Below are 21,000 nucleotides of genomic sequence, written 5' to 3'. Positions count from 1 at the left end.
GCGTGACGCTCGCTGACATCGAAGCCGAGATTGTGGGCGAGCACTACTTCACCGCCGCTCAAGGCGCCGGCCACCCTGAGGCGCTGAACCCGCGCGACTTCGGCGACGTGCCCGCCGAATTGGCGCTGCTGACGATCTGTGTGCTGCGCCTGCGCAATGGCACCAAGCTCGTAGGCATCAACTACGGCGCCATCGACCCGGACCAGCACGACGCTGATCTCGGCCGGAAGGAAGCCCGCGCCGATGCCGTGGAGAAAATTTGGGAGCTGCTTGGCTTCCGGCTGCGCGACAAGCTTGCGGCTGGCGCCTAAGCCGCAGGCGCCGGGTCAGTCGGCGCTATCGAAACCACCGTGCCGTCGATTGCGACCATTTCGCCTTTCGTCGCGGGGTCAGCTTCGAGCGGCACGCCCCACATGATTCCCGGGTGCTCGCCCTTGTGCATGACGTGGTCGAGATGGTAGAGCTCTTCGGGCGGCAGTCGGAAGCGTTGCGGGTACTTGTCGCTGCCGTGGGCCTTCCAATGTCCCATGAAGCCGGCGACGACGCGCTGGTGGACTGTGTGTTTCGGATTTGTGGGGTCGATCATGGGCGGCATTGTGCCCGTGACCCGAATCAGAATGGCGCAGGCGAGCGGATCACGCTGACAGGCCCGAAGCCGCGGTACACGACATTGCCCTCCGGGTCCAGGACGATGGACCACCATGGAGCCGTGTGCACAACCCGGTAGCACTCCGGGGCCAGCGGGAGGATCTCCTGCCCACAGACCGCCGCCCAGCCCGATGGCCATACCACTGTGGGGTGCAGGCAGTTCAGCGGGTCGTCATCTTCATACATGGTGGTTCGCCAGAATCTGGACCGGCCCCAGGCCGCTGTACACCAGTGCGCCACCGGGACCTCGAACCTCGAACCACCCAGGCTGCGCTTCCACGATCCGATAGGCCTCTGGAGGCGCTGGCAGCGGCTCAATCTCAGGCACGCCGAACCATTCGGGCATGCGTAGCAGGGCGAATTTCTGGGTTGCTTGAGGGGTGATCATCTGGACCTCCTGGAGATCGGGTTTGCATAATAACTGTACATTCATACAGTAAAAATGTCATGTCCCACGAATCAACAGGGTTGCCCGACCTGCCGGGACGGTACAAGCGCGACGGCTGCTCCCCTGGCAGCCTGCGGGAGCGCGAGGGGCATCTGGACGCAGGCTGGCCGGTGACAATGCTGCGCCTCCGCTTTTGCGGTGTCTACATGCCGGTCCACACGCTCCGCAGAGTGCACCGAGTGACCGGCCTGCTGCTTACGACAAATGAATGTGGCGACGACAGAGTGCACATCATCGATCCTGGTGGCTCAGGCAATGAGCTCACGCGCGGCATGATCCGCGTCGAGATGCTCAAGGCCCGCACTGATGGCTCAATGCTGCTGCAGGGCGTGGAATGGGACGAGGGGGAGCTGAGGCAGTGGCCGCAGACATGGCTGTGCTGTCCGGACGCCGCTGGCATTGACCCGGCATTGCAGCTGATGCAAAGCTGGCTCAATCGCCAGTACGCTGCGGCCAAGGCCCAGATCGAGCGGCCCGTGAAGAGGTGGCCTTATGTGTAATCGCTACACCCCGCCGGAAGAGATCGAGATCGAGCGCGCGTTTGCGCTGGGGCGACAGGCGCCGAACCGCTGGTGGAAGCCGCACGTTACGCCCCTGGCTCTGGGTCCGTACATCAAGCCAGGCGGGGAACTGGAGGTGGGGCAGTGGGGAATGATCCCGCGCAGCTCACCCACGCGCCGGCCGACTACCCGCGACGGGACGCCTATGTCCACGAACAACGCGCGGCGCGAGACCATCGCAAAGTCCTGGACGTTCGCGCCGGCCTGGCGTGCGGGCCAGCGTTGCCTGATTCCTGTCGAGAGTTGGGTCGAGCCGTATTGGGGCCTCGGGTCGCGCAATGTGTGGTGGTCGTTCCGCCGGGCCGATGGGGAGCCTGCGGCCCTGGCCGGCCTGTATTCGGAGTGGGTGGAACCGGCGACTGGCGAGCTCGTCCCGAACTACACGATGATCACGCAGCCTGCTGATGGGCACCCCGTCTTGTCCATGATGCACAGGCCCGGCAAGGAAAAGCGCGGGGTCGTGATGCTGGAGCCCGGCGACTGGGATGCATGGCTGCACGGCACGGCCGCGCAGGCGGAAGCGCTGATCAAGCTGCCGCCGCTGGGTGTGCTGCGCAGTGGAGCAGAGAAGCCCGAGGAAGAGGCGTTGCTGCCGGCCGAGCAGCTGCAGGCCCTGAAACTCGATGGTTGATCAGCGGCCGCGACGCTGTGCACGCCAGTCCCAGGGCGCGACTGGCTCAGGATCGGACCACAACCCCACGCGCTTGGCCTTGGCCTCTGTCTCCGCGAATTCGTACTGCCCGCGCTCCTGCGGGCTCTGCTCGCTGGAGTAGTAGCGATACCACCAGGCCATGCCCTGACTGACCAATGCCAGTCCAGCGTCGAGCGTGCGTGGGCCATTTGGCGCCGATGCCGGCGCGACCCAGACGCTGCAGACGTGGCGCTGGTAGCGGTCGATCTTGTTGCAGCGCAGCTCGGCCTGTTTGTTGTATGCCAAGTCGCTGAGAGCCTGTTTCGCACGGGCGCCATACGGCTGCCGGCTCTCCGGGGCATCGATGGCGCCCAGGCGGACCTTGACCTGTTTGTATGGATGCTCTGTGCTTTCGGTCGGGCACCGAGCGGTGAGGGTGTCGCCATCGCTGATGCCGACGACAAGGCAAAGGAGGGTGGCTGCGAGCATGCCGCAGTTTAGCCAACCCCAAAACGCAAAAAGCCCCCTCGGCTGCCATCACGGCGCCGAGGGGGCTTTGTCGTTTCTGGTGTCTGATGGTGTCGGTCGAATTTTTAGGATTCGCACGGAAATCGCACGGATCAGATCGGTACCAGCATGGATAAAGGACTGGACGGCGGTTCAATTCCCGCCAGCTCCACCATCCAAGACACCGCCACACACTGAAGACCTCAGTGTGTGGCGGTTTTTTCTTGCCTGTTCGTTGCCTCGCGCCTGCCTCAGTGGCTGTTCATGTCGGGCATGGGCTGCTGGGACAGTTCCTGGATCAGCGTCAGGCGGAAATGTGCCAGGGCCTTGGCTCCATGCTGTATATGGTTCAGGTCTGCCACTCCGCCGATGCCCGACACCAGCAGTTCGGGCTTGGTCGACAAAATGACTTCTATGAAGTGGTCGGCCAGTTCTGCAGCCAACAGCGTGTCCGAGTTCTGTTTGCTCATGTGTGCTTCCTCCTGGTGATGGAAGCACATGGTATGGCATCGCGCCTGAATATGGCTGGCGATCAGATGGCGAGGCTTGCGCGGTCCTTGCCTTCTATCCACTTGGGCGGCTTTCCGCGGCCTGTCCAGGTTGCGCCGGTTTCGGGGTTGCGGAATTTGGGTTCGCCCACGCTGCGCTGTCCGGTCTGGCGAGGTTTGACCCTGGCGGAGGGGAAGACATCCTCTTTCGTCAGGCCATATTGCTGCACCATGGCCTTTGCTTCAGTGATCGCATCCGTTCTTGCGTGCTTGATCAGAGCGTCGATCTTTTTCTCAAGATCGGCTTTTTGTTGCAGCAGGGCCCTGTAGTCGGATGTCATGGCGATGATGATTTTCAGTGGGAGATGCGCGTGTATATCACGGGAATGAATTTTTTGTAAGTTATGAGTAAGAAAAAGAGTATGGGAGTGTGCGGACGCACGAAAAGCCACCAGCGACGTGGCGCGTTCAAGACGGGTGACGAGGATGGTTGTGGCGACGAGGCGCGCCCAAGAAAAAGGCCAGCGGCTTGCGCTGGCCTGGGAAGAAAGAGCCGGTGCCTTTTTGAAGGCTTCCTGGGGGAATGAGAGGGAGGGAGGAGGAAATGCCCCAGGGCCGGCAATGAAACGATTCAGAAACTGGGTGCAATGATGCATGGCGTATCGGGGTTGGCAGATGGGTGAGCGGCCAGTCTGCGCGTAGGACGCGGGAGCATCCGCCGAGTCACAGGCTGGTCATGTCCATGCGCGATAAACCGAAAGTTGCGCAACCACGAGGGGATGCGCATTATTTTTTTATTGCACATCCATGTCCATTGCCCGCACGCTGATTCCGTTTGTATTCAACCCGGCCAATCCGATGAGTCCGCCGCTGCAGCGCCATCGTTGGCGTCTGTATGGTGCAGGCCTGCTTCTTTCGGCCTCCGCCGGCGTATGGGCGCAGGTTCCTTTCACCGGCACCTATGCGCAGAATTTCGACACCCTGGCCGCATCCGGGACGGGGCTGGCCTGGGCCAATGACAGCACCCTGCCGGGCTGGTTTCTCTTCAACAGGAACCTGGCGGGCATCACTGCATATGCGGCAGGCAATGGCGCGTCCAATGCCGGCAGCTTCTACAGCCTGGGGCTGGATGCGGACCGTGCATTGGGTGGTGTGGCATCGGGTGGAGCTTACTTTGGCAGCCCCTCCCAGGGTGCCGTGGCCGGCTGGATTGCGCTGGCGATGCGCAATGACACGGGCGGCGCGGTGGATGGCATCAGCCTGCGATTCAGTGGCGAGCAATGGCGCAATGGCGGCAACACCTCCGAGCAGCCCATGGAGCTGGAGTACGGCATGGGCGCGACCTTTGCCGATGTGCCTGAATGGCTGCCTGCCGGTGCGAATTTCAATTGGAAATCGCCGATCGCTACCGGTACTGCCGCCCCGGTGGATGGCAATGTGGCCGGACGGGTGAATGATGTGGGCGGCGATCTGCGCGGTCTGGGCTGGGCGCCAGGCGCCACGTTGTGGCTGCGTTGGATCGAGCTCAATGATGTGGGCAACGATCACGGCCTGGCCGTTGACGATGTCTCCATCGCCCTGGCACTGCCCGATACCACGCCACCCACAGTGCAGGCCACCATTCCTGCTGCGGCGGCAACCGGGGTGGCGCTGAATCCCGAAATCAAGCTGAGCTTTGATGAGGCGGTGAAACCCGGTAGCGGCAGCTTCGAACTGCGCCAGGGCAGCACCGTGGTGGCAATGCTGCAGGCTGGCGATGCGGCGCAGGTGAAATTCAGTGGCTCGACCATCACGCTCAACGCGGGTGTGCGGCTGGCGGTCAATACGTCCTACAGCCTGGTTCCCGTGGGCGAGCCGGTGTTGGATACCTCGGGCAATGTGTGGACCGGCACGGCGCTGGGCTTCACGACGGGGGGCGAGCCGCCCATCACCAGAATTTCTGCACTCCAGGGTTCCGGCGACCAGTCTCCCCTGGTGGGGCAGAAGGTGACAGTGAGCGCCGTGGTAACGGCCTATATGCCAGGGTTGAGCGGCTTCTTCGTGCAGGAGGAGGAGGCGGATTCCGATGGCGATGCTGCCACCTCGGAGGGCGTCTTCGTCTATTACGGCAATGCGAATCCCGGGGTGGATGAGGGCACGGTAGGCAAGCTGGTGCAGGTCTCCGCCTCGGTGAGCGAGTTTCGCAACCAGACCCAGCTCAGCGCCGTCACGGACTTCGTGGTCCGTGGCGCGGCCGCCTTGCCGGAGCCCGTGCGCGTCACGCTGCCTGTCAGCGACATGGGGCAGTGGGAGCGTCTGGAGGGGATGCGTGTGGAGGTCGCGTCCGCCACTGCGGGCGGCAAGCTGGTGGTGAGCGACAACCGCACGCTGGGCCGCTACGGCAATGTCACGCTGTCTGCCGACGCGCCGCTGGCGCAGTACACCGAACTCAATGCGCCCAGCGTGACGGGCTATGCCGCCTATGTGCAGACATTGCAGCGCAGCCAGATCATTTTGGATGATCGCTCTGGCGCACAGAATCCCGCCTCTGTGCCGGGCCGCGGCGGACAGTCTCTGTCGGCCTCCAACACGCTGCGTGCCGGCGATGGCGTGGACCGTGTCATCGGCGTGCTCGATCAGTTCTCGGATGCAGCTGCCAGCGAGCCGTATCTGACCAGCTACCGCGTACAGCCCACGCAGACGCCGCAGTTCTCGGGGGCGGCGCGTCCCTCGGCTGCTCAGTTGCAGCAGGCTGTGGGGGCGGCATCGCTCAAGATTGCCTCGGCCAACGTGCTCAATTTCTTCAACCTGACGGGCGCCACCAGCGGCTCTTCCCAGGTGATGTTCAGCACGCCCCTGGGCAATCAGCAGGGCATTCGTGGTGCCAACAGCATTGCCGAGCTGGACAGGCAGCGCGCCAAGATCGTGGCCAATCTGCTGGGGCTGGGCGCCGATGTGTATGGCCTGATGGAGGTGCAGAACAACGGCTTTGGCCCGGGCAGCGCCATCCAGGATCTGGCCGACGCCTTGAACGCGAGTGCGGACAAGCCTGCCGGCGCCGTATATGCAGTGGTCAAGGCGCCTTTCAGCGAGGCTTCAGGTACGGTGGCGGGTGCTGGCACGGATGCGATCACCGTGGCCATCCTCTATCGCAGCGATCGTGTCACGCCGGTGGGCAGCGCAGCGGCACCCAGCGTCACCACCTACGACGCCTTCAACCCAGGCGTAGGCGGAGCACGCGTACCGATTGCACAGACTTTTGCGGTAGGCGGCAGCACGGAGCAGTTCACGCTGGTGGTGAATCACTTCAAATCCAAGGGCAGTGTGCTCAGTAGCCCGGGCAATGCAGACGCGCTTGACGGCCAGGGCGCCAACAACGCCGCGCGTGTGAAGACGTCCGAGCAACTGAGCAGTTGGCTGGCAACCCGGCCCACAGGCACGACCAGCCCGCATGTGGTGCTGGTCGGGGATTTCAATGCGTACTCGAAGGAGGACCCCATCAAGGCGCTGGAGGATGGCGGCTACGCCAAGGTGTCTCAGGGCCTGTCCTATGCGTTCGATGGAATGTGGGGCTCGCTGGACCATGTGCTGGTAAGTGCCAGCCTGCAGCCGAGCGTGGGGCGCGCGGTCAAGTGGGCCATCAATGCCGAGGAGCCTGAAGTCCTGGACTACAACCTCGAGTTCAAGTCGCTGGACCAGCAGGCCGGCTTCTATGCGCCGACGGCCTATCGTTCCAGCGACCACAATCCGATTTTGCTGGGTCTGAATTTCGGTGGGCAGGCACCATCGCTCAGTGGCTTGCCCGCCAATGCGCAATCCGTGGTGGTTGGCCAGGCGGCCGATCTGGCCGATGTGCAGGTGGCAGATGCCGACAGCCCTGTCGTGACGCTGTCCATTGTTGCCAGCAACGGGCAGGTGCTTGGACTGGAGGACGCCGATGCCGCGCAGCCGGGCATACAGTTGCGCGGCAGCCCCGCTCAGGTGTCGGAGCAATTTCGCTCCGCCGTCTATCTGGCATCGGTGGCCGGTTCGGCCAGCTTGCAGCTGAGCGTGAGCGATGGGGTCCATGCGGCTGTGACTGCCAGCTATCCGTTGCTGGCGGCTGCTGCAGGTCCTGTGGACCAGGCCAACCGCTTCAACATCACCGGGTCGGGCCAGATAGCGGTATCGGGCGAAGTCGCCGGCGGCGGTATCAACTGCCGCCTGGCCGAGCCGCCTCAGGTCATGGCGGCGCCTGGCACACCGCGTCCGGGGGCTGTGGTGCCCCACGGACTGCTGAAGCTGAATACCGATGGCTGTGATGCGGGTGCGCTCGTGACTGTCAAGCTGACCTATCCCAGTGATCTGCCCAGCGGTGCCGAGTACTGGAAGTGGGGGCGCACAAGCGACAACGCCACGCAGCACTGGTATCGGATACCGGCAACGCTGCAGGGGCGCGTCGTCTCCTTCGTGCTGCGCGATGGTGGCCTGGGTGATGACGATCTGGTGGCCAACGGCCGGGTGGAAGATCCCTCTGCACTGGTTGTGCCTGCTGCGGCGGTCGGCGGCGGCACGCCAGCGGCGATTCCTTCACTGAGCGAATGGGCTGTGGCTCTGCTGAGTCTGATGATGGGCGGGCTGGCCATCCGTTTGCGCCGTCGCGGTTCCTGATCCGGCAACGGGAAAGGCCCGGCTTGCGCTTGGCGCGGGCCGGGCCTGTTGCATTGCGCGAAGGAAATCTGCAGCCAGGGCATTGCCTGGATGCGATGGAGTTCAGAGAAATTTGGCGTGCAGTCGCAGGCCGGTGCGCGATGGATGCGCGATGGCAGTGTTGAGGCGAAGAAAAAGCGCCTGCTGTGGACGCTGCTCAGTGCAACTGATGCATTGAATATCCAGAAATGATCGTGCTTTAAAAAAAGAGCCTGGCTAACCGGCATACCGCTGGCTGGCAAAAACGACTGCAGGCTGAACTGGCCTGACGAGTCGCCCCACGATGAAACTGAACTGCTGCAACACCATGAATGCTGCGGCATGGGTTGAATCATACACGCAAACAAGAATCATTCTCAAATAAACCTGTGCTTTTCTCTGGAATTGAGAAAAAACTTGCCTTTGTGCCCGTTTCGGTTGTTGCCAGGGCGCCTGAGCGATCGTCGTCAAGAAAAAACGCCCCGGCTGCGGAGGCGGCCGGGGCGCTGAATGGAGCGTTCCATGCGATCAATCCTGGAAGGACACATGCTAAGAGTTTGAAATGAGAGCGCTGGCGTCTGGCGCCTCCGGTCCTTCCTGGTTGTCAAGTGTAAATTGAAACAAGGTGCTTGACGGAGCTAACTCGGGTGAAGTTGCATGCAACTGAGTCGTAAATCCTGTTTTTCACACGCCATCGTGAGACCAGCCATGCAGTGGGAATGCAAAAAGCCCGCTTGAAAGCGGGCTTTTTGCGGGTGATGTGGACGATGGCTCTTACGCGACCATCGTTTTACGGCAGAACGTCTCTGCGGCTGTCACCGTTGTTTTTTTCGTCGTAGTGCACGACGCGCCGGCGTGAGATACAGCATTGCCTGCGCAGACAACCGCGAGATTGTAGCATGACCGCAATTTCAGCTGGATCGAGAACATGCATTGCCACCAAAGGATGAAACCATGAACGAAATGACGCAAAGGCTCGAGGGCCTCCTGGCGTCCGGCAAGGACTCGGCTTTGATGCGCTGCACGTTGGGCAAGGCGTATCTTGATGGCGATGCGCCTGCTGTGGCGCACTCGCACCTGCAGCGCGCCACTGAACTCGATCCCGGCTATTCGGTGGCATGGAAGCTTCTGGGCCGGGCATTGCTGGCGCTGGACGATGCTTCGGGGGCTCGGCAGGCGTGGAGCACGGGGTTGGCCTGTGCGCAGGAAAAGGGAGATGCCCAGGTCGTCAAGGAGATTGGTGTGTTCCTCAAGCGGCTGGACAGGCAGCAGTCCGCCTGAGTGCGGCAAGCGCGGGGTCACGGCTGCAAAAGGGCCGCTCTGGCCAGCGCGTCGGCCTCGGTGTTGCGGTGACGAGGAATCCAGCGCAGTTGCACATGCTCGAACTCGGCCAGCATGGCGCGGGCCTGATCGAAAAGGTCGGCCAGCCGCACGATGGGCCTGGTGGGGCGGGGCGATGGCGCCAACTGCTCTACCAGGACGCTGCTGTCCGTGAAGATGGCCAGCCGGCGAGCCTGCAGGCCTAGCAGGGTCTGCAGCACAGCCATCAAGGCCCGCAGCTCGGCTTCGTTGTTGCAGCCTTGCTCGGGGCAGACCTGGGACAGAAGCTGCCGTGTTCCGTCGGGCGCCGTGATGACGGCTCCCAAGGCCATGCGACCCGGGTTGGGCAGTGCGCTTGCATCGATGTATGCAGTCCACAGGTCAGTGTCGGTCGGAGAAGGGCCAGAGTGGTTTCGGCGGGATGAAAGCTGTTCCAGAGGCATGTCTGCATCATGCGACAGCAGTGGGAATCTGACCGCATTCCTCATCGGATTGGACGGGACAATGCAGGATTGCAAATCACCGAAACCGAATAAGGCTGCGAATGATCAGGATTCTGGGAAAGTCATCGTCCATCAATGTGCGCAAGGTGCTGTGGCTTTGCGTGGAGCTGGGAGTCTCGTTCGAACAGGAAGAGTGGGGTTCGGGCCATCGGTCAACGCAGGAGCCGGGATTTCTTGCACTCAACCCGAATGCCATGGTTCCCGTGCTGCTTGATGGGGCGCTGGTGCTGTGGGAGTCCAACACCATTTGCCGCTATCTTGCCGCGCGCCAGGCTCGGCATGACCTGCTGCCTGCAGCACCCGCAGAGCGCGCACGCGTCGAGCAATGGATGGACTGGCAGGCGACCGAACTGAACAACTCATGGCGCTATGCCTTCATGGGATTGGTGAGAAACAGTCCCGAGCATCAGGATCCTGCGCTGCTGGCCAGCAGCATGGCGAACTGGCATCGCCACATGCGCATGCTGGAGGAGCAACTGTCGCGCACAGGCGCCTTTGCTGCAGGCGCGCAACTCACCCTTGCCGACATCGTGCTTGGCCTGTCTGCCCACCGCTGGCTGTCTGCCCCGATGGAGCGCCCTGACTTGCCCGCAGTCCGGGCGTACTATGAGCGGCTTTGCGAGCGCCCAGGCTTTCGCACGCATGGTGCCAACGGCATGCCTTGATGGCCGCCTGGTGCCCTCTGCGCTATAAAGCCCGCCGGAATGTCCTGCGGGCTTTGTCTTTTAGGGAAGGTCAGGGGGCAACCCGCACCAGCACCATATCGGCCTTCGGGCCTGCTCCACGGGTCAGGACCGGGTGGACGGTGTCATTGGTGAAGATGAGCTGGTTGCCCTGGGTGATGCGTGAGGTCACCGTATATTGCGCCGCAGGATTGAGACGATTGGGCTCCACGGGCAGCTTGTAGCTGAACGGGGGCTTGAGGCCTTCAAGCCGCACGGATTGCTGAGATATCACGGGGGCGGCGGCATCGGCGCGAGAGGTGTCCTGCAGCTCCACAACCAGCACGGCATCGGACGGGAGCGGCATGGGCTCTCTCAGATCGACCGTGCCCATGACGGCGGTGACCGGCGCGTTGGGCGAGGGCTGGGACTGGGCACATGCGCCCAAAAGTGCGGCGGCCATCACGATGGCGAGAGAGGTGCGGCGCTGGAGGATGTTGGGATTCATGGGAATTCCTTCTTGATTGGAAAGGTCCCAGTCTGGCTTGGCGCATTCTGGAGGGCTGTAGGAACGGGTTCCACAGAGGCTGCTGCCATTTCCCAAAGTCGCATACGCCGATCTGCGGTCGGGTTGCCAGCCAGGGCGACGGGCGTGTGAAAGCTCAGGTCGCGCCGGCGCATGAAGGACGCTGCCAGACAGTCCACAGGGTTTCGGAGGGGGCTGCATCGTTCGAGGCCTGCGCCATGCCAAGAGCGATGGGTCAAGTGTCCCGATCTATTTGCGTTGCTTCTCATCAATCCGCCACTCCTGTTTGGGCGGTGAATCGTTCTTGCTTTTGCCATCGCTCGCCGCAGGGGAGAGCACCGTTTCTTTTGACGTGCCGGGGCAACTATCTCCACATTCCACATCGCGGCAGCCGAGGGCAAGTCATTGCTGCCCAAGGGGCTGACTCCTTGGCGCGAAGAGGTGTGCGCAAGTGTGCAGAGGTGCGGCAGCGATTGATCTGGGCAGCCGCCGCGTCGGCCACGGAGCCTCGCTCCACGGCTGTGGGGTGCCAAGCGGAAGGGCTTCTCTGTCCCAGCACACGGCGGTGGAAAGCTTGTGCTTTGGGGTGCGGAGCATTTTTTGAATAGAATGCGTTTTTGCTAGCATGCATCCAAAGAAAAAGCCATGACATCTGATTACAAGACTCTCCTTCAGCAAAAGGCCGAGATCGAGGCTCGCATTGCAGAGGTCCTCAAAGCCGAAAAAGGCGGTGCCATCGCCAAGGTCCGTGAACTGGTCCAGCAGTTCCAGTTGACCCAGGAAGACGTGTTTGCTACCGGTAAGCGCAAGTCTCCTGCTGGTACAGGTGTGGCCAAGTACCGTGATCCGTCCACTGGCGCAACATGGACCGGCCGGGGCAAGCCTCCCGGCTGGATCAAGGACGCAGCGGACCGAACCGCTTTCGAGATCTGAATCTGATCAAGGGCCCGCAGTCGCGGGCCTTTTCTTTTGTGGGTCCCCGTGTGGGTTCGATCGGCCGGCAGCTGTCCGGGAAAGTGCGACTGAGCGCTGTCTTGCCCGAAGGTCTCCCAGACCGAGCTGGACATGTGGAAGAGCGCGGTAAAGGTATCTCTCGCGGACCATGCCGCTGGCGCTGGCAGTGCGTCCACCGCGTATTACTGCGCAGCATCTGCTGCCATGCGGGCCTGCAGGCCAGGCCTCCAAGGAAATCCTGGCTTTCACTGCATATCCTTCGCAGTCGTAGCCGGACTTATCAAGGTCTCCAGCATGGACAAGGATGGACAAGGCTCTTGCATTCCAGCTTCCGAAATGGTCAGGGCTGTGCTTATCTCATCTGGCAGAGCTTTCGACCCATCATTGAATTTCATATTGGTGCCTTGTCTCTTGTGCCTCGCGGTGATTTCCCATGCCTTTCGAGGCAGCTTGAATCCATGCAGGCAAAAAAGGGCCCTGGGGGCCCTTTTGCTGTCCTGGCCAGCCCATTTATTGCTGAGCCTGCTCTTCCGGAGTAATAGGCCCATGCTCAACCATTCCTAACCCTTGTGAGCCTTTGAAATCATGTGGTTGGCGAATGCGAGCAGCGGCGCCGAATCAGCAGTTGCGCGCACGCTGGTGCGAAAGGAAAAAGCGCAGCATCTCGGCGCTGGCGTCGATTCCTCCCGGCGCGGTGTAGCTGCCCGCTGCGCTGCCGCCGGACCAGGCGTGGCCTGCGCCATGCAGTTGCCAGTGCTCGATGGCGGTACTGCCATCGGCTGCGATATAGGCAGAGCGGGTGAACCGTTGGCGGTTCGGCGCATGGCCCTGGCTGACGCGAGGTGCGCCTGTGGGGCTTTGCGCGCTGCGTGCAGCATGCACGACGGCTGCGCCGTTGTCGTGATGTACCGTGGTGTCCGCGTCACCATGAAACACGATCACTGCACACACGCTGGGGCCGCTGGCCGAGCCAGATGCTGCGCCTCTTCGCATCGCCTCGAGGGCTGAGGGCAGATTGGACGCGGCACCGGCGGCCAGGCCCGAATGCACGCCCACGGCGGCGAACAGCTCGGGATAGGTGCGTCCCAATATGTCCGCCATTGCACCTCCGGCCGAAAGTCCGGCGACATAGACCCGCGATGCGTCCGCGCCATGGTCGGCCATCACCTGGCGCGTGAGGCCTGCCAGCAGTGCGGGCTCGCCCCGGCCCCGTTGCTGGTGCTGGGCCTTGAACCAGTTCCAGCACTTTTGCGAGTTTGCATGCTGTGTTTGTTCGGGATAGAGCACCAGTACGCCAGCGCTGCGCGCCTGGTCATTCATGCGCGTGCCGGCGGCGAAGTCTTGCGGCCCTTGGGTGCAGCCGTGCAGCATGAGGATGAGCGGGCGAGGTCCCGCTTCGAGGGCACTGCCTGGCGGCACGTACAGCCGATAGGCCAGCTGCCGGCCTCCGTGACAGTAGCTGCCGAGCAGCCATTGCTCGTCGCTGGAGGTGCCTGCCTGCGATGAGCCCGCAGGCACGGCGAGTTCGGGAGCATCGTCGATGAAGCGGGCTTCGGCATCGACGATCCAGCCTGCATCCCGATGACTGGTTGCGGCTGGCTTGTCGTGGGGTGTGGGCGCACTTTGGCCTCGCAGCGTGCGCTGAATCAGCTCGGTGGCTTCCAGCAGATGGCCGGTGCGCGTCAGGCGTGTCGCCTCGCCCAGCATGTCTTGAAAAAGCTGTTTCATGGAATGGTTCTCAGGTAATGCGGCCGGCCAGAGCGGCACGAACGGCGGGGCTGGCCTGGAGCGCTCCCAGCACCGTGATGGATTCGATGGTTTCGGCGGCAAGCTGCGCAGACACGTCCTGCGCGATGCTGGCCAGGCCCAACACGCGGATCTGCAGCTTTTCCCCGGCAGCCTGCACCCGCATGAGATCGGCCTGGGAGAAATGCTGCATCCCCAGGACCAGCATCTTGCGGGCGACGACCTGTTGCACCGCGTCCGCATGGCTGCGCAGGTGATTGCGTATCGCTGTGCGGATGAAATCGCTGCGGTTGGCGTAGAAGCTTTCGGCGACCAGCAGGTCGATCTGGCCCAGGTCGACATAGCCCAGATTGATGGTGAGCTTCTCGGATTCGCTCACGCGAGGGTTGGAGGTGGTTGTGTTTGCGGCCATGGAACATCCTTATGCCATCCATATGGATGGTTTGTGGATGGTTTCAAGGCCTGGCGTTGCAATTTGACGCGGCGCGTCGTGGGGTATCCGGCGGACGGCGCTGCAGCGTGTGAGTTGCAATCATTGCCCTGTCACGTCTGAGCCGTAAGGTGGCGGAGCCGGGCACGGCGTCCGGCGTTCCTTGGTCATGCGACAGGAGGCTTCATGCCAGACTTGCAGGCAGGCTTGCCGAGCGGCACGAGCGTTTGGTGCCAGCCCGGCGAGCGGTTCAATACCTGGAGTCATCTGGCAGCCCTGCTCGTGGGCGTGGTGGCCAGTGTGGGCCTCATCTGCGAAACGGTGGCCGGCGGCGATGCGCGCAAGATTGCGGGCTCTGTGGCGTTTGGCCTCTCTCTGGCGGCGCTGTTCGGTGCCTCGGCCCTCTTTCATGGCTGCACCGGGGCACGCAAGCGTTTTTGGCAGCGCGTCGACCACGCCTGCATCTACCTGCTGATTGCCGGCAGCCACACGCCCTTTGCCTTGATGGCGCCCTCTGGCTTGTGGGCTTGGTCCTTGCTTGCCGGTGTATGGGCGCTCGCATTGCAGGGCGCGATACGTGCACTTGGTTTCGATTCGCCGCCGCGCCTGTCCCTGTACATCAGCCTCGGCTGGCTCAGCTTGGGGGGCGCGGTGCCGATGGCCTTGCACCACGGTGCGCAGACCCTGGCCTGGCTGCTCGCGGGCGGACTGCTCTATTCGGCAGGAACGGTGTTCTACCGAAGCCTTTCGAGCATGCGCCATTCGCATGGCATCTGGCACCTGTTCGTGGTTGCCGGCAGCGCCTGCCATACCGTCGCGGTGGTCGGTTTGCTGGCCTGAAGCGAGGGCTCGTGCTGGCGGCGCTGCGTTGGACGCTTTGGATTCTGTTAGACAAAAGCCCCTGGCTCTTTCGAACCAGGGGCTTGAATCATTTGGTCGGAGCGGCGGGATTCGAACTCGCGACCCTCTGCTCCCAAAGCAGATGCGCTACCAGGCTGCGCTACGCTCCGACTAAAACGCTATTGTAGCGTCAAAAAAATGGGTATTTTCGCAATGTGCGAATTTTCTGTTCAACGCGATCCAGGGCCGGGGCCACGGTTGGCCAGGTGGCGGAAGGTGATGCGGCCCTTGGTGAGGTCGTAGGGCGACATCTCCAGCGATACCTTGTCGCCAGCCAGGATGCGGATATGGTGCTTGCGCATCTTGCCGCCGGTGTAGGCGATCAGCTGGTGTCCATTTTCCAGCGTCACACGAAAGCGAGAGTCAGGCAGGACTTCCGTGACGGAGCCTTGCATTTCAATCAGTTCTTCTTTGGCCATGTGTTCAATCTCTTAGGTCTGGGTCGGTTGCGGCACTCATTTGTCGGAACCACGAAAACCTTGCCTGGCCCACAGAACATGGGGTACGTGGTCAGGCTGAAAAGGCTGTGGATGTTCTGCGCAAAAGGCGCAGACCGGACAGAGGACCAGGTCACAACGGTGTCGCAAAGACGAAGCCCGGCAACACCTAAACTTCCTGATTCTACAGTGTTGTATTCGTCGCCGTGCGGGCGGTGCTCAAAGCGGCCATCGTACGCAAAACACAGGTCGGATTCGTGCTGGGACGGCGAGGCTTTTGTCATCCGCGTGTGATGAGATGGCCTCGAAAAACGTGCGCGAGGCTTTGGGGTGGTCCGGCCAGGGTTGAAGGCCGCGGTGGCCGAGGAGGGGCGATGGTCGCGGGTTGGCTAGAATCCGCCCACAGCTTCTATTACTTTTATAGCAAAACCTCGATGTCTGATCGACTTGCCGTTCTCTCCCAGTATCTTTTGCCCAAGCAGGCGCTGACTGCCGTCATGGGGCGCCTGGCCCAGGCGCGTGCGGGTGACCTGACCACGGCAGTCATCCGTCGCTTCATTGCACGCTATGGCGTGGACATGTCGGAGGCGGCCGATTCCGATCCTGCGGCCTATGCCAGCTTCAACGAGTTCTTCACGCGGGCGCTCAAGCCCGGTGTGCGGCCGCTGGCTTCGGCTGACTGGGTTTGTCCGGTGGATGGCGCCATCAGCCAGATCGGCGCCATCGAGGGCGAGCAGATCTTCCAGGCCAAGGGGCACAGCTACAGCGCCACGGCGCTGGTCGGCGGCGATGCGCAGCTGGCGCGGCAGTTCGACAACGGGCATTTCGCCACCATTTACCTGAGCCCGCGCGACTATCACCGCATCCACATGCCCTGTGCCGGCCGGTTGCGTCGGATGATTTATGTGCCCGGCGAACTGTTCTCGGTCAACCCGGTCACGGCGCGCGGCGTGCCGGGCCTGTTTGCGCGCAACGAGCGCGTGGTCTGCGTCTTCGATACGGACCACGGTCCCATGGTGCTGGTGCTGGTGGGGGCCACCATCGTGGGCAGCATGGGAACGGTGTGGCACGGCATCGTCAATCCGCCGCGGCCCGGCCGCATCCAGGACTGGCGCTACGACGACCAGTCCATCGTCCTGGGCCAGGGCGAGGAAATGGGGCGCTTCCAGCTGGGCTCCACCGTCGTCATGCTGTTTCCCGCATCGGCAGGGCTGCGCTTCAACGCGCAGTGGACACATGCCGCGTCCGTGCGCCTGGGCCAGAAGATGGCCGGGCGCGGCGAGGCCTGAGTCTCGAAGGATCGTCGATGAAAAACCGGGCCCAGGCCCGGTTTCCTGTCAAAGAATCCAGCTCAAGGCTTCAGGGCGCCGCTGTGTGGTGAACATCGAGGGTGCGATGCTCAGCCGCTCTGGCCTGACGGGGTCTTCATGGCCGACCAGATAGACCATCAGTTCACGGCGGCGCAGTATGACGTGGCTGACCTTCTCGGCCTTCCCGTTCTGTGTGACCTGCGTGCCCGGGCGGAACAGCGGCATCTGGAAGGTGAAGCTGCGCGGATCGGCCGGTGGCGCGACGGCAGTGCTGGGAGGGGCTTCTAGAGTGGCAACCATAGGCTTGATGTGCATGAGTGGACGCTGCCCACCTTATCGGCACTGCCGCGCCGAACTGTAGGGTCGCCGGGCGGCGAACACCAAGCTCAGGCGTCCGGATGGGAAACGCCGAGGATGGCGTGCAGCCGTGCGCTGGTCGTCGTGTACTGCAGCAGCGGTTTCTCGCCCTGCAGGTACTCGGCGGCGGCAAAGGCCGCCATGGTGGCTTCGTGGAAGCCGCACAGGATCAGCTTGTGCTTGCCCGGGTAGCTGACGATGTCGCCAATCGCATAGATGCCTGGCGCATCGGTGGCCTGGGTTGCAGGGTTCACCAGCAGCTGCTTGCGCTCCATGGCCAGGCCCCATTCGGCGACCGGGCCCAGGCGGGGGGAGATGCCCAGGCAGACGACCAGTTGCTGCGCCGCCAGTTCATGCTCCTGCCCTTCGCCATCCATCCACTGCACGGCACGCAGCAGGCCTGAGTCGGCATGCAGTTGCGTGATCTGGCCGATCACCACGCGGATTGCGCCGCTGTCGCGCAGCTCCTGCAGGCGCTCCAGCAATGGCGCCGAAGCCTGGAAGGCGTCGCGGCGGTAGAGCAGGCAGGTGGTCTGGGCCTTGTCGGCGCAGGCAATGGCCGCGGCCACGGCCTCTTCGTCGCCACCGTGGACGATGGCGGTCCGGCCGCGCACCATGTCCAGATCGGCGGGATGGTAGTGGAGCTGGCCTGCAGCCAGCAGCTCCACGCCGGGCACCTTCAGCGCCTTGGGCACAAAGGCGCCCACGCCAGCCGCAATGAAGACGCTGCGCGCATGCAGTTCAAGGCCTTGCGAGGTCTGCGCCAGCCAGCGGCCATCGTCCATGCGCTGCAGCTGGGCGACCTGCTGGGAAAGGTGCAGTTGCGCGACCATGGGCGCGACCTGCCGCTGCAGCAACTGGACCAGTTCATGGCCCGTGCACACCGGAATGCCGGGAATGTCGTAGATGGGCTTGTCGCCGTACAGCTGCGCGCACTGCCCGCCCACATGGGGCAGGGCATCGACGACATGGCAGCGGATGCCTTGCAGCCCCAGCTGGAACACCTGGAACAGGCCCGCCGGGCCTGCGCCTATGACGAGGGCATCGGTCTGGATCGGTTGCGCGCCGGAGGTGTCTTGCATGGGCTGCGCGGCTTCAGCGTTCGAGCTGGTCCAGCTTGCCGGGCTTGCCGTTCCAGTCGTCGGCGTCGGGCAGCGAGGCCTTGCGCTTGGTGATGCTCTTCCAGCCCTTTTCCAGCGACAGCTCGGCATTGAGCTTGATGAAGGCGAGCTGGTCGGCGGGGACGTCTTCCTCGGCAAAGATGGCATTGGCCGGGCATTCGGGAATGCACACGGCGCAATCGATGCACTCGTCAGGATCGATCACGAGGAAGTTGGGGCCTTCGCGGAAGCAGTCCACGGGGCAGACATCCACACAATCTGTGTATTTGCACTTGATGCAGTTTTCGGTGACGACGTGAGTCATGGGAGTCTTTTATTTGCGGTGTGAATGTCGGTATCAACCCGGGATTCTAGAATTTTTCGGAACACGGTCCTGCACATGCAAGAGATTCTGGCGCGGACTGCTGCGGTTTTCTGAAAGCCCACGAGCCGGCATGTGCCGGCTCGCGAAGCGGGACTGTCCAGTTGCTCAATCCAGCAGTGCAGCGCCTGCGGTAGCGTGGCTGGCCGTGTCCACGAGGATCAGCGCACCCAGCTGGCGGGCCTGGGCGAAGGGCGCCGCGGGAATGCTTTCCTGCAGCAGCAGCTCCACGCGGCCGATGGCGTTGGGCTCCAGCTGGGTGGCCTCTTCCTGGGCCAGCGTGTGGATGTTCAGGCGGTGCACCACGCGGCGGGCCTTGGCCTTGATCCAGCGGTGGCCGTGCAGCGCCAGGTAGGTGCGGCCGGGGACCAGCGGCTGCTCGTCCATCCAGGCCACGGTGGCGGTCAGCTCGCGCTGGCTGGGCCATGCCGGCTGTGTCCCGGGGGCATCGAAGTCGTCGTCTGCCACTGCTGCCGCAGCCACCGGGGCGGCGACGATCCAGTCGCCGCGCGAGACATCGACCTCGCGGTCCAGCGTGATGCCGGCCGACAGGCCTGCGTCGATGGAGCCGGGAACGCGGGCATGGTCCAGCACCTGGGCAATCACGGCCTGCTGGCCGCTGGGCAGGATCTGCACGGCGTCGCCCACGCGTGCGCGGCCTGCGGCCACGCGGCCCCAGAACACGCGGCGGCCCTGGCTGGTATCGGCCGAGGACGAGAATTTCTCCACCCACTGCACGGGGAAGGCCAGCGCCAGGCCGGTGTCGGTCGGCGTGTTGGGCAACTGCTCCAGCAGTTGCAGCAGGCTGGGACCGTCGTAGCCGGCCCAGCCGGGCTCGGCGTTGACCACGTTGAAGCCCTTGAGGGCCGAGACGGGCACGGTGGCCGCGGAGGCGATGCCGGCCTCGGCCGTGAAGCGCTGCAGCGCGCCACGGATGTGGACGAAGGCCAGTTGCGGGTCTTCGACGGCGTCGAGCTTGTTGACGGCAAACACCAGCGAGTGCACGCGCAGCAGGTGGGCCAGCAGGCTGTGGCGGCGCGTCTGCGGCAGCAGGGTGAGCTGCGGGTTCTTCCAGTCGAGCTTGGTGGCATCGACCAGCACCACGGCGGCGTCGGCGCTGCTGGCGGCGGTGACCATGTTGCGCGTGTACTGCTCATGGCCCGGCGCGTCGCCGATGATGAACTTGCGGCTTTCGGTGGCGAAGTAGCGGTAGGCCACGTCGATGGTGATGCCCTGCTCGCGCTCGGCCGACAGGCCGTCGGTCAGCAGCGCCAGGTCGGTCTCGCCGCTCTTGGTGACGCCGGCGAGCTGGTCCTGGAGCACGGCACGCGTGTCCACCAGCAGGCGGCCGATCAGCGTGCTCTTGCCGTCGTCGACGGAGCCGCAGGTGATGAAGCGCAGGGCCGAGGCGTTGGAGGCCTCGGTGGCGGGGGAATCCGCAACGGCTGCGCCGGCGGCAATGCTTGCGGTGGTCATCAGAAATATCCGTCCTTCTTGCGCTTTTCCATGGAGGCTTCGCTGGTCTTGTCGTCCATGCGTGTGGCGCCGCGCTCGCTGACATCGGCGGCCAGGGTTTCGAGCACGATGTCGGCCGCCGTGGCGGCATCGCTTTCCACGGGGCAGGTGCAGGTGATGTCGCCCACGGTGCGAAAGCGCACGTCGCGCACCACGACTTCCTCGCCGTCACGCGGCGGTGTGAGTTCGGTCACGGGCACCAGCAGGCCGCGGCGTTCCACCACTTCGCGCTTGTGCGTGTAGTAGATGCTGGGCAGGGCGATCTGCTCGCGCTCGATGTATTGCCACACGTCGAGTTCGGTCCAGTTGCTGATGGGGAACACGCGGAAGTGCTCGCCGGGCGCCAGACGCGTGTTGAACAGCGTCCACAGTTCGGGGCGCTGTGCCTTGGGCTGCCATTGGCCGAAGCTGTCGCGGTGGCTGAAGATGCGTTCCTTGGCGCGGGCCTTTTCCTCGTCGCGGCGCGCGCCGCCGATCAGGGCGTCGAAGCGGAATTCATCGATGGCCTCCAGCAGCGTCACCGACTGGTGCACGTTGCGGCTTTCGCCCGGATGGGCCAGGCGCACGGTGCCGCGTGCCATGGAGTCCTCGACGCTGCGCACGATGAGTTCGGCGCCGAGCTCCTTGGCGCGCAGGTCGCGGAAATCGGTCACTTCCGGGAAGTTGTGGCCGGTGTCGATCATCAGCAACGGGTAGGGGATGCGGCCCTTGCCGAAGGCCTTTTCGGCGCAGCGCAGCATGACCAGCGAGTCCTTGCCGCCCGAAAACAGCAGGGCGGGGCGCTCGAAGGCGGCGGCCACTTCGCGCAGCACGAAGATGGTTTCCTCTTCAAGGGCGTCGAGGTGGCGGTTGCTGAGATGGCTCAGCACGGAGGTGTCCACACGGGCGTTCATTTCTTGGTTTCCAATCAAATCGGTGTCAAACGCTGT

At 63.4% G+C, this 21,000-nt stretch carries 25 protein-coding genes and 1 tRNA gene; 9 read left to right on the top strand and 17 right to left on the bottom strand.

Going from position 1 to position 21,000, the window contains the following annotated elements:
• The first annotated feature begins 2 nt into the window (after nucleotides 1-2).
• A complete protein-coding gene (locus ACN20X_RS21575; RefSeq protein ID WP_473209876.1) occupies nucleotides 3-311 on the top strand; it encodes a Gp49 family protein in 309 nt (102 codons plus the stop codon).
• Here ACN20X_RS21575 and ACN20X_RS21570 read toward each other — a convergent pair.
• Both ACN20X_RS21570 and ACN20X_RS21565 read right to left on the bottom strand, forming a co-directional pair.
• Nucleotides 308-586 (bottom strand): hypothetical protein, encoded by a 279-nt coding sequence (locus tag ACN20X_RS21570; protein WP_473209875.1) that lies wholly within the window; start codon nucleotides 584-586, stop codon nucleotides 308-310. The genes ACN20X_RS21575 and ACN20X_RS21570 overlap by 4 nt on opposite strands.
• Nucleotides 587-826: 240 nt before the next feature.
• Nucleotides 827-1,036 (bottom strand): hypothetical protein, encoded by a 210-nt coding sequence (locus tag ACN20X_RS21565; protein WP_392444996.1) that lies wholly within the window; start codon nucleotides 1,034-1,036, stop codon nucleotides 827-829.
• Between the two features lie 59 nt (nucleotides 1,037-1,095).
• Between ACN20X_RS21565 and ACN20X_RS21560 the strand changes: the two genes are divergently transcribed.
• Both ACN20X_RS21560 and ACN20X_RS21555 read left to right on the top strand, forming a co-directional pair.
• A complete protein-coding gene (locus ACN20X_RS21560) occupies nucleotides 1,096-1,596 on the top strand; it encodes a hypothetical protein (protein WP_017404337.1) in 501 nt (166 codons plus the stop codon).
• On the top strand, nucleotides 1,589-2,287 hold the full coding sequence (locus ACN20X_RS21555) for an SOS response-associated peptidase (RefSeq protein ID WP_473209874.1): 699 nt from the start codon (nucleotides 1,589-1,591) through the stop codon (nucleotides 2,285-2,287). The genes ACN20X_RS21560 and ACN20X_RS21555 overlap by 8 nt, the downstream gene beginning before the upstream one ends.
• Here ACN20X_RS21555 and ACN20X_RS21550 read toward each other — a convergent pair whose 3' ends face one another.
• The 3 genes from ACN20X_RS21550 to ACN20X_RS21540 all read right to left on the bottom strand — a co-directional run bounded on the left by ACN20X_RS21550 (nucleotide 2,288) and on the right by ACN20X_RS21540 (nucleotide 3,623).
• A complete protein-coding gene (locus ACN20X_RS21550; protein WP_473209873.1) occupies nucleotides 2,288-2,776 on the bottom strand; it encodes a thermonuclease family protein in 489 nt (162 codons plus the stop codon). It abuts the gene before it with no gap.
• Nucleotides 2,777-3,045: 269 nt separating this feature from the next.
• Complete coding sequence (locus ACN20X_RS21545) at nucleotides 3,046-3,264, bottom strand: hypothetical protein (protein WP_016453327.1); 219 nt, start codon at nucleotides 3,262-3,264, stop codon at nucleotides 3,046-3,048.
• A 62-nt stretch (nucleotides 3,265-3,326) separates the two neighbouring features.
• Entirely contained in the window at nucleotides 3,327-3,623 is a 297-nt protein-coding gene (locus tag ACN20X_RS21540; protein WP_016453326.1) for an H-NS histone family protein, read from the bottom strand.
• Nucleotides 3,624-4,089: 466 nt separating this feature from the next.
• On the opposite strand from ACN20X_RS21540, the gene ACN20X_RS21535 reads away from it, so the two are divergent.
• Entirely contained in the window at nucleotides 4,090-7,911 is a 3,822-nt protein-coding gene (locus tag ACN20X_RS21535; RefSeq protein WP_016453325.1) for an ExeM/NucH family extracellular endonuclease, read from the top strand.
• 255 nt (nucleotides 7,912-8,166) lie between these two features.
• On the opposite strand, the gene ACN20X_RS21530 is transcribed toward ACN20X_RS21535, so the two are convergent.
• On the bottom strand, nucleotides 8,167-8,400 hold the full coding sequence (locus tag ACN20X_RS21530; protein WP_152683542.1) for a hypothetical protein: 234 nt from the start codon (nucleotides 8,398-8,400) through the stop codon (nucleotides 8,167-8,169).
• Nucleotides 8,401-8,883: 483 nt separating this feature from the next.
• Between ACN20X_RS21530 and ACN20X_RS21525 the strand changes: the two genes are divergently transcribed.
• Entirely contained in the window at nucleotides 8,884-9,210 is a 327-nt protein-coding gene (locus ACN20X_RS21525; protein ID WP_016453324.1) for a tetratricopeptide repeat protein, read from the top strand.
• Nucleotides 9,211-9,227: 17 nt separating this feature from the next.
• Here ACN20X_RS21525 and ACN20X_RS21520 read toward each other — a convergent pair whose 3' ends face one another.
• Nucleotides 9,228-9,692 (bottom strand): ribonuclease HI family protein, encoded by a 465-nt coding sequence (locus ACN20X_RS21520; protein WP_080649851.1) that lies wholly within the window; start codon nucleotides 9,690-9,692, stop codon nucleotides 9,228-9,230.
• Nucleotides 9,693-9,793: 101 nt separating this feature from the next.
• Between ACN20X_RS21520 and ACN20X_RS21515 the strand changes: the two genes are divergently transcribed.
• Nucleotides 9,794-10,417, top strand: coding sequence for a glutathione S-transferase family protein (locus ACN20X_RS21515; RefSeq protein ID WP_016453322.1), 624 nt, complete (start codon nucleotides 9,794-9,796; stop codon nucleotides 10,415-10,417).
• A gap of 70 nt (nucleotides 10,418-10,487) precedes the next feature.
• On the opposite strand, the gene ACN20X_RS21510 is transcribed toward ACN20X_RS21515, so the two are convergent.
• The gene (locus ACN20X_RS21510) at nucleotides 10,488-10,922 is read right to left on the bottom strand and encodes a YbaY family lipoprotein (protein WP_016449501.1); all 435 of its coding nucleotides are present in this window, start codon (nucleotides 10,920-10,922) and stop codon (nucleotides 10,488-10,490) included.
• A gap of 663 nt (nucleotides 10,923-11,585) precedes the next feature.
• Between ACN20X_RS21510 and ACN20X_RS21505 the strand changes: the two genes are divergently transcribed.
• Nucleotides 11,586-11,873 (top strand): H-NS histone family protein, encoded by a 288-nt coding sequence (locus ACN20X_RS21505; protein WP_016449500.1) that lies wholly within the window; start codon nucleotides 11,586-11,588, stop codon nucleotides 11,871-11,873.
• A 639-nt stretch (nucleotides 11,874-12,512) separates the two neighbouring features.
• On the opposite strand, the gene ACN20X_RS21500 is transcribed toward ACN20X_RS21505, so the two are convergent.
• Nucleotides 12,513-13,622, bottom strand: a complete 1,110-nt coding sequence (locus tag ACN20X_RS21500; protein ID WP_473209872.1) for an extracellular catalytic domain type 1 short-chain-length polyhydroxyalkanoate depolymerase — start codon at nucleotides 13,620-13,622, stop codon at nucleotides 12,513-12,515.
• 10 nt (nucleotides 13,623-13,632) lie between these two features.
• Entirely contained in the window at nucleotides 13,633-14,052 is a 420-nt protein-coding gene (locus tag ACN20X_RS21495; protein ID WP_473209871.1) for a CopG family transcriptional regulator, read from the bottom strand.
• Between the two features lie 204 nt (nucleotides 14,053-14,256).
• Between ACN20X_RS21495 and trhA the strand changes: the two genes are divergently transcribed.
• Nucleotides 14,257-14,910: a PAQR family membrane homeostasis protein TrhA gene (gene trhA / locus ACN20X_RS21490; protein ID WP_473209870.1), complete on the top strand. Its 654-nt coding sequence runs from the start codon at nucleotides 14,257-14,259 to the stop codon at nucleotides 14,908-14,910.
• Between the two features lie 93 nt (nucleotides 14,911-15,003).
• Here the strand turns inward: trhA and ACN20X_RS21485 are convergent.
• Together ACN20X_RS21485 and infA are read right to left on the bottom strand one after the other, a co-directional pair.
• Nucleotides 15,004-15,080 (bottom strand) — tRNA-Pro (locus tag ACN20X_RS21485).
• Nucleotides 15,081-15,140: 60 nt separating this feature from the next.
• Nucleotides 15,141-15,389, bottom strand: coding sequence for a translation initiation factor IF-1 (gene infA, locus ACN20X_RS21480; RefSeq protein ID WP_012206460.1), 249 nt, complete (start codon nucleotides 15,387-15,389; stop codon nucleotides 15,141-15,143).
• A 452-nt stretch (nucleotides 15,390-15,841) separates the two neighbouring features.
• On the opposite strand from infA, the gene asd reads away from it, so the two are divergent.
• Nucleotides 15,842-16,696 (top strand): archaetidylserine decarboxylase, encoded by an 855-nt coding sequence (asd, locus tag ACN20X_RS21475; protein WP_034347821.1) that lies wholly within the window; start codon nucleotides 15,842-15,844, stop codon nucleotides 16,694-16,696.
• A gap of 48 nt (nucleotides 16,697-16,744) precedes the next feature.
• Here asd and ACN20X_RS21470 read toward each other — a convergent pair whose 3' ends face one another.
• The 5 genes from ACN20X_RS21470 to cysD form a co-directional block, all read right to left on the bottom strand.
• Entirely contained in the window at nucleotides 16,745-17,032 is a 288-nt protein-coding gene (locus tag ACN20X_RS21470; protein ID WP_016448351.1) for a hypothetical protein, read from the bottom strand.
• A 71-nt stretch (nucleotides 17,033-17,103) separates the two neighbouring features.
• Nucleotides 17,104-18,156, bottom strand: coding sequence for an NAD(P)/FAD-dependent oxidoreductase (locus ACN20X_RS21465; protein ID WP_473209869.1), 1,053 nt, complete (start codon nucleotides 18,154-18,156; stop codon nucleotides 17,104-17,106).
• Nucleotides 18,157-18,169: 13 nt separating this feature from the next.
• Complete coding sequence (gene fdxA / locus ACN20X_RS21460; RefSeq protein ID WP_012206456.1) at nucleotides 18,170-18,499, bottom strand: ferredoxin FdxA; 330 nt, start codon at nucleotides 18,497-18,499, stop codon at nucleotides 18,170-18,172.
• Between the two features lie 165 nt (nucleotides 18,500-18,664).
• Nucleotides 18,665-20,032, bottom strand: a complete 1,368-nt coding sequence (locus ACN20X_RS21455; protein ID WP_016453316.1) for a sulfate adenylyltransferase subunit 1 — start codon at nucleotides 20,030-20,032, stop codon at nucleotides 18,665-18,667.
• The gene (gene cysD, locus ACN20X_RS21450) at nucleotides 20,032-20,964 is read right to left on the bottom strand and encodes a sulfate adenylyltransferase subunit CysD (RefSeq protein WP_016448348.1); all 933 of its coding nucleotides are present in this window, start codon (nucleotides 20,962-20,964) and stop codon (nucleotides 20,032-20,034) included. The genes ACN20X_RS21455 and cysD overlap by 1 nt, the downstream gene beginning before the upstream one ends.
• Nucleotides 20,965-21,000: the final 36 nt, after the last annotated feature.

Source organism: Delftia sp. PX-1, assembly GCF_055797465.1.
This window is presented reverse-complemented; position numbering and strand designations above follow the sequence as displayed.